The organism is Wolbachia endosymbiont of Drosophila tsacasi, from assembly GCF_028982115.1.
GTDB classification, from domain to species: Bacteria; Pseudomonadota; Alphaproteobacteria; order Rickettsiales; family Anaplasmataceae; genus Wolbachia; species Wolbachia pipientis_B.
On record NZ_JAPQLJ010000017.1, the window covers coordinates 1 to 8,076 of the forward strand.

The following is an 8,076-nucleotide window of genomic DNA, read 5'->3' on the forward strand; positions in this document are numbered from 1 at the left end:
GCTTGCTGGTTTTGGTTGCTGGAAATGGTTGCATTATTTAAATTTATTAATGTTGTATACTACTAAATTAATAGCTGTTCATTTAAGAACCTCCTTCAACTTTACCCAACTCGACACATATACTTTTTGAAACATTGCTACAAGTAGAAAAAAACAGGTTACCCACCTTAACTTCTTTAAATTTGCTCACAATCTCTACTTGATGCATAAGGTTTTTGTTACACTCCTTTCATCTACCGATTACTTCTACCTACCGCCTTTACCTTTGCTAAGGTCAGAAACACACTAGCTTCAGGACTTTCTAAGCTCGACTGTGGCAGGCCACCAAAATTACTGGAATCACTAACACTAAGCGATATAGGTGCTTCTACTGGTCCACACCCTTCTCCCACTCTGTGATATCTTAATTCTAGATAAGTACGTAATAATGGATCAATTTGTTCTCTATTTTGAATGTATGCTTGCAATTGCACATCTTGAAATCCCGGATCATTCCTGAATAATTGTGAAATGCCCACTCTTATGTTCTGAAAGTAATTTCTATCTCTGTTTGGGTAGTTTCTTTCGAGAAAGTCACGCATAATATTTACAATATTCTGAACTTGTTCTCCAGGATTTTCATTTAGGACTCGATTAATATCCTTAGCATTTTCTAATGCCCATAAACCACAATTCCAACCATCTGTTTGCTGACGAACAGAAACATTATTAATCCTGATATTATTTCCTAAGTTATTTTGAATGATATCGGTAATACCACCTGGAACAGCAGTAGCAGTTGAATCAGCATAGTACCCAACATAGTTCCCATTTTGACGTTCAATCACTAGTGTAACCCAATGAGTGTTATTTAAAGTAATGATTAAAGTTAAACGCTGTTGTTCTTCGTTTTCCCTAAATTGATTTAATACTCTAACAATGTGCTCGTTACCGTCATTCCTTGCCAAATTAGCTGCTTCAAAAGTGTGATTACCTTCAGTACGAAGCTGATATTGCAATCTTCCAGCATGAGCTATATCAATTTGTTGAAGCCAGTAATCATAAAGTCCATTTCTCGTTGCAAATTCTAGTGTAAGTAGATCATTTACTTCTATCCCTTGATTTCCAAGAATATCTCTTATTTGTCTTCTTATTCCTTGTGCTATAGGAATGGCATTATCACCTCCCATTATTCTTGACCTTAGTATTTCTAGGAATTGTTGTCTACTACCTTCGAAGGTAGTAATACTAACACATCGACTATCACCTAGATCAAACAGTAAAGTCTGGTTCCGTCCGGGATTTTCTCGAATATAATTTATTAAATTTTCACGAGTCTGATCTGATAATAGACCCTCTGGTGGATTTTCATCAATAACACTTTCAGGGACCACTAGTCCTCCTGATCTTAAGTCACGACCACCACGATCAAGTTTATGTACATACTCTTCTCTTCCTATTCCTTCTGGAATAGATATCAGACCTTCTACTCTCCCTGCACCTGCATTAAATATAAGAGGAAATAAAACCACCTCATTTCCAGAAGTAATAAGCAAATATCCTCTTTGCTTGTTCATAAGTTCTTTTATTCGATCTTTTGCGTTATTCTCCTTTTGTGCTACTTCTTCTACATTACCAGCAAATCTTAATATATATCCAATTGGATGAGTATCTAGATCATTCTCTGTAGGTTGTCTTAATAATAAAATGTCTAATGTCTGTTCTGTAATTCTTGTGAGTATTACCCTTTCTCCTTCTTCTTCCCGCCCCCTTTTCAAACTATATGTTTGACCAACTTTATACATAGCAAGCACTTTATAAGGATTATCACTAGCATAAAATGTACCATGTAGTATAGAACGAAACTTATCCTCACTATTAACATTTATTGCGTCCCTAAGTGGCATCAATATTCCAGAGATCTCTTGAAATAGTTCTCTATGCTGACCTACATTTTTCCAGCCATCGTTCATAACCCTTTCTGAAATACCATGTACATTTTCAACATTAGGCACTTGTATAAGATCACCAGCAAGAAAATTATTTGCATTATTATTTTGGTAATCGTGATATAAACCAAGGTCATTTGGTTGATCAATATCTAGCTCAAATTGGTCATTAAGTGTGCATGAAACTTCCCATATATGAACATTATTTCTATTAACATTAAGAGCTTGTAAATCGATAGCTTCTTGCTGTTGCGCATCGTGAGCTCTAATATGAAGTGTAACTATATTATGACCCTGAGCATAAAAGACCATAGTTAAAGTATGTCTTCTTAAATCTCCATCACCGTATCTAAATATATACTTTCTTACACGTACTCGATCTTCTCCTTCTTCCAGCTCTAAATACTCTCTAGCAAAAGCACTACTCCCAAAAGTAAAACCAGTTATACAATCAAATATTCTGTTATAATTCTCTGCATTTCTTGGTATTTTAGCAAGAAGATGTTGAAGTAAGAAATCTCTAATATTTTCTCTAATTCCTTCATTCTCCAAACACTCAAATAATCTTTGTACTAAAGGAAATCTATCCTGTTGAAGCCCTACCGTATCAACCCTAAAAGGAATTCGATTTAAATCAAAATTTAATCCAACACAAACAGTATGCTCTGATGTGGTAGGTATAAATGAAGAAACATATAATCTTTTAGCGTGACCTCTGGCACAGTCTAATGCGGTACTGGACAATGTTGCTCCTGTAGCAATATTAATGACAATAGGAACATTTCCTCTTTCTTCTTGATGACGTACAAGAAAAGCAACATGTGAGTTTCTAGGAGATAAGTCAAGATCGATGCCTATTGTGTAGCGATGACTAAAATTTGCTAAGAAAGCTAATAAAAACCCGTAACTCTCAAACTTTTGACTGCGATTTTGAATGTCATTTTGTAGGCTGCCTAGGTAATTACGATAGATTCGAGTTATGTATGGCAAAATTCCTTCATTTATTCCACGTTCTACATTTATTCTTTGGTTACTTGCTAGCACTTCCATAAAATTGAAAATCCCTTGCTGACTTGGTCCAACTTGCACAAAATTGACCAAATGACCAAGCTGTACGATCTGATCTTGATCGAGTCGTATACTTTCTATTTCCTTAACTTTCAACACACTGCTTGGCGCAAGCACATTAATCTCCCTAAGCCTATTGCGTTCTATATGCCTCAGAAGGCTAATCTCAGACGCTGAATATTCAGCAAATCTATTTCTACCTTGAGAATCTTTTTCACGAATCATCTCGAATACTGTTGCAATTGCCTCTCCCTGACTCCTGCCTTTCCCATGCATACATACTTTGTACTGCTCAAAACTTAGGTCTTCTTTCCTTAAACCTTGATTTTGCTGTATAATTTTTTGTACTAGAGAATCTTTCTCCCTTTTACTAAATCTTAACCCACCACTATTAGAACGATCAGAAATGCTGTAACACCTGACAACTTGCTGTCCGTCACGATTACGAGTTAAAACAACAACTTTTAGGTTTCCTGTATTTCTATTTCTACCACTTGTATCAATACCATGATTATCAAAACGAAAATAGACTTTCTCATCTGTATTCAAAATGCCTGCATCATGAGCAGTAGCAAACATACTAAAAAAGAATACAGGAAGGAAACGTCCTGTACCTACATGATACAAGAAAGATGGACATTGATTTAAAAAGGATTCAAACTCTTGTCTAAAACCATCAAGATCTCCATCCACTAAATTCCTAATAAGCCCATCACCATTACTCATACAAAATACCCTTTATTTACTACGACCAAAAATACCAAGAGTTCATAAGTGGATTACTTATTACCACTAAGCGTAAAGATGCTTTTTTTTCTTATAAGAAGAAACACCACTTACACTAGGAGTTCCAAGCTCAGACTGCGGACTATCATCAATTGGCAAAGTTGTTCTCTTACTGCCACAAGCTTTAACTGGCAAAGTTGTTCTCTTACTGCCATGAGCTTTAGATCGTGTCCGTAAATCATACCTAGGGCCATCACCTCCAGGAGGTAAAGTTGTTTTCTTTAACTCAGAAAACAATTCTTTCGCCAAATCATCGTAGTTTATACCTTCTTCCATTCTTTCTCTACCACATAATCTAAGGTTTTCTACCATGACTTCTTTAAAAAGTTCAAACTTTTCAGGAAAGCAACTTTTAGCAAATGATATTATATCTAATATTTCTTCTTTCTCTATTTTCCTATTGAGCTTACAAACATCTTCTTTAAAAAATTCAAACTCTTCAGAAAAGTAACTTCTAGCAAATGATGCCATATCTAATATTTCTTCTTTCTCTCCTTTCCTATTGGGCTTACAAACATCTCCTCGTTTCCAATTAATAATTAATCCCCCAAGTACACTCTTTATAGGAACTGTATAATTAGAAGTATTAACAGAGGTCTCTCTGTATTCAGTAAAGCGTTCACATTTCCAAATCTTCATAACAAGAGATCTAGCTTGAACACTTGACTCAGGATTTTTCAACATTACATTTGAAAGTGAGTAAAGGAGGAGGTCATACTCATCTTGTGAGAATATTTTCTCTGAATGATCTCCACGTTCTGAAACGCCTTTATAACACCAGCACTGTACCAAATCATGAACCGTATCAAAAAAACATGACTCTATTAATTCAGCAAGAATGGAATATACTCCCTTATCTTTCTGCAGCAATTTCTGTAAAAGAGTATCTTTATCACCTATATTCCTTACACAAAAATCTAAAATAGGAGCGTCTTTCTCAACAGATTGAGGACGAGAAAGAGCAAGAATAGCTTCTGTAAGCTTCTTTTCCTTATCTTCTTCTTTTAAATGATTATAAAAATACTCTACCCCTTCACTCCACTTAAGTTTTACAGCACTGTCAAAACCTTCTACTGCATCATACTGCTTTAATTCCCCAGATTCTCTATCGATCCAGAAATCAAATAGAGGACCTTTCCTTCGAATGCCACCCAAAAGCGAGTTTCGTATGTACTCATCAGTTATAGGATTACCTCTACTATCAAGTTCATCAGAAGAAAATCCATTTTTGTAGGATTTAAATGCTTTTTGAAAGAGTGGATGAATTTTATCTACTACACAGTAACTACAAGCCATCTCATATTTGCGAAGTGGATTATCGATTTTCCTTATTTTTTTTTTAGTAAAACTTTGACCTAAAGCAGCATTATTCAACCTTACACCTGACCAGGAACTTTCAGCTCGGAATACACTGTGCAAGAACTTCAGCTTATCACCCTTAAAGTATTTTATGTGCTCCATAAAGTTATCCTGAAGGACTCCCACCCATCTCTTGATAGCTGACTTCCTCCCAGCAGCAACTGTTGGATCTGGATGTTTAATAGCTTCCTGTAATTTTTTGGACATCGTAGCCCGAAGCTCTTTCTGTGTTGGCATTAACCCCGCCTGTTAAGTATTTATATAAAAAAGGTATTGTACAGATATTAGAATGGATTGCAATATTAAAATTACTAGAATAGAGGGTTTAATAAAAAAACGTTATGGCTAAAACTTCTTTTCTTGAATTTTCTTAATATAATCAACAGAAAACCCTGTTATTTCAGCAATAACATCAATAGAAACACCCGCCTTAAGTGAATTCTTTGCCACAGCAATTTTAGCCTGTTGTTCGCCCTCTTCCCTACCTTCCGCTCTGCCTTTTTGATGACCGATGAGGATGCCTTCTAGTCTGCCTTTTTCGTGTCCAACCCTAACACCTTCATCAAATTTTTGAGCGAAAGCAGCTACCTCATCCATTAAACGTTTTTTCCTTTGCTCATATGCTAGTAATTCTTCCTCCGACCAATTAAACTTATTCATCTCTTCATAAGCTCATTTTATTATTACATCACTACCAACTATTTTATCTAGGTCCTCTTCCCTTGTTTCTGCTGCATATCGAAAAAAATAACACCACTTTTCTACTATATTTTTTAATTGATCTTCTTTAGTCTTGGTAAACTTTGGTAATTCAATGAATACGAAGTAGAGATCCTTTAAATCATGCTCATTAGTATTTTCATCCCGAATAGTATGATTAGATTTATACTCAGCCTTATCTGGAAAAATAATACAATCAGCAACAGCTATAAAGATAATTTCCTTGAGGTTATGATAATCATCACCTTGATCTGCTTGACTTGAGTAAGCTTTAGCAGCATAATATTGGGCACGTTTCTCAAAGCCTTTTGTTTTAGCGACCTGCATTTCGACTATCACTTGCAGCCCATTTTCATCTCTACAAAGAACATCAACAATACTTTGTTTTTTAGAAGCAATCTCAGGGTCTTGAATAGCACTTAAAAACTCTATATACTTTATTTCATTTTTATCAGTGAAGCCAAGGATATCATTGAGGAAGTGAATAAGAATATCTTTATTTTTTTTCAGTACCAAAGATACGGCGAAAAGATATATCATTTTTGGGATCAAGGAACTTTGAAAGAGCCATAAGAAATCAACCTAAAAAGCATTAATAATTATACACAATTCTGAAGGAATGTTCAAGTTTTTTATTTTTTTAAGTTTTAAACGGCTGTCAGAGATCATCTTAGAATAGCATTCTCATTTACGTCCTTTTTATCAACCCTGCTGTAAAGCACCTTAAAAGACCAGAAAATGGATGCCATGAGTTTGGTGGTCTCAAACACACCTATTTTAGGTGTGAACTTTTAAAACTTACTATTTTAGTGACCTTACCCAGAAAAAGCAGAGAAGACGTTTTTGAAGTAAAATGAACGTTTTTTCAAAGAGGTATGATATGACAAAAAGAAGAGAATGTACAACAGAGTTCAAAATAGAAGCTATAAGACTGGTAAAAGAAACAGGTCAACCATCAGCAAAAATAGCAAGAGATTTGGATATGTTTATTAAGTAAGTGGGTAAGAAAATATAATGAGAAAATGTCTGGGACAGATGCATTTCCAGGTAAAGGAAAGTTAGCACCTTATGACAAAGAAAGGTTTGATTTAAAGAAAGAATTAGCAAAAGTAACTAGAGAAAGAGACATTTAAAAAAAAGCCCTGACCAACCAAAAGGAGTAAAATATTCTTTTATAAAAGAGCATAAAAACTGCTATAAAATACAGGAGTTATTCAGGTTTTTAAATGTATCTGCTTGTGGTATGGATTCCAGTAGACTTGCTGCAAAATAGTGTAAAAGATGGTAAAGTATGAAAAAGAGAAATAAAAAGTGAGGGAAAATGAGTCTGAATTACCATAAAGTAAGTAAACACCCGAGAAATTTTCGAGATGTAACGGGATTGAAAATAGAAGAATTCGAAAAATCTTGGAAAAAGTCCGTCCAGAGTGGAAAAAGCTTGAAAGACAGAAAAAGCGCCACGGAAGAATTGCTAATTTACCGACACTGGAAGATAAAATGTTGTGCGTAATTTTGTATTATCGGACCTACATAACCCACAGATTTTTAGGCTGCCTTTTCAACTTACATAATGCGAATATTTGCCGACTTTTGAAGAAAATGGAACCACTGTTGGCAAAAAAAATTACTATAAAAAAGGACAGAACCCTAACGCCAGAGAGGATTTTGAAGATACTGGCAGATGTTACAGAGCAGCAGATACAGCAGCCAAAAGAAAGCAGAAAACGGAAGAAAAGTTACTCTGGCAAGAAAAAAGTGCACACAATGAAAACAGAAATTGTGATCGAAGAAAGAGGGCAAATTTTATCGGTTTCAAGATCTCACCGTGGGAGAATTCACGATTTTCGGATAAGAAAACAGGAGAAATTGCTGCCTACAGACAGTATAAAGCATGCCGATTCTGGCTATCAGGGATGGCAAAAATTGCAAAGTAACGTTGTGATACCATACAAAAAATACCGAAAGAAGCCACTAACTGAGGAGCAAAAGGAGCACAACCGAGAGTTGGCATCATTTAGGATGAGGGTCGAAAATAAGATACGAGAATTGAAAATATTCAAGATTTTGTCGCACGTTTACCGTAACTTTCAGAAAAAATATAACATGAGATTTAATATTATTGAAGGTTTGGTGAATTTGAGGCATGGGTTTTAGCCTGCTGCTATTTTAGCCTAATTCACCCTGAAATTAGTATATACCTTTTCGCAGCAGGTCT

Annotated in this window: 2 protein-coding genes and 3 pseudogenes; 2 read left to right on the forward strand and 3 right to left on the reverse strand. The window is 35.2% G+C overall.

All coding sequences use genetic code 11. From position 1 onward, the window contains the following. Nucleotides 1-233: 233 nt before the first annotated feature. The 3 genes and pseudogenes from OZD70_RS01005 to OZD70_RS01015 all read right to left on the reverse strand — a co-directional run bounded on the left by OZD70_RS01005 (nucleotide 234) and on the right by OZD70_RS01015 (nucleotide 6,432). A complete protein-coding gene (locus OZD70_RS01005; RefSeq protein WP_275020180.1) occupies nucleotides 234-3,722 on the reverse strand; it encodes a cytoplasmic incompatibility factor CifB in 3,489 nt (1,162 codons plus the stop codon). Between the two features lie 66 nt (nucleotides 3,723-3,788). After that, entirely contained in the window at nucleotides 3,789-5,378 is a 1,590-nt protein-coding gene (locus OZD70_RS01010) for a cytoplasmic incompatibility factor CifA (protein ID WP_275020182.1), read from the reverse strand. A gap of 108 nt (nucleotides 5,379-5,486) precedes the next feature. Then, nucleotides 5,487-6,432: pseudogene (locus OZD70_RS01015) on the reverse strand (Rpn family recombination-promoting nuclease/putative transposase). 309 nt (nucleotides 6,433-6,741) lie between these two features. Here OZD70_RS01015 and OZD70_RS06080 point away from each other — a divergent pair. Together OZD70_RS06080 and OZD70_RS01025 are read left to right on the forward strand one after the other, a co-directional pair. Then, nucleotides 6,742-7,104 (forward strand): annotated as a pseudogene (locus OZD70_RS06080) (transposase); the annotation flags it as partial. Nucleotides 7,105-7,182: 78 nt separating this feature from the next. Then, nucleotides 7,183-8,015: pseudogene (locus OZD70_RS01025) on the forward strand (transposase family protein). The last annotated feature ends 61 nt before the right edge of the window (nucleotides 8,016-8,076 follow it).

Bases quoted from the DNA above. Each gene is read 5' to 3' on its own strand.
- OZD70_RS01005 (WP_275020180.1), bottom strand. From the start codon at position 3,722: ATGAGTAATGGTGATGGGCTTATTAGGAATTTAGTGGATGGAGATCTT.
- OZD70_RS01010 (WP_275020182.1), bottom strand. From the start codon at position 5,378: ATGCCAACACAGAAAGAGCTTCGGGCTACGATGTCCAAAAAATTACAG.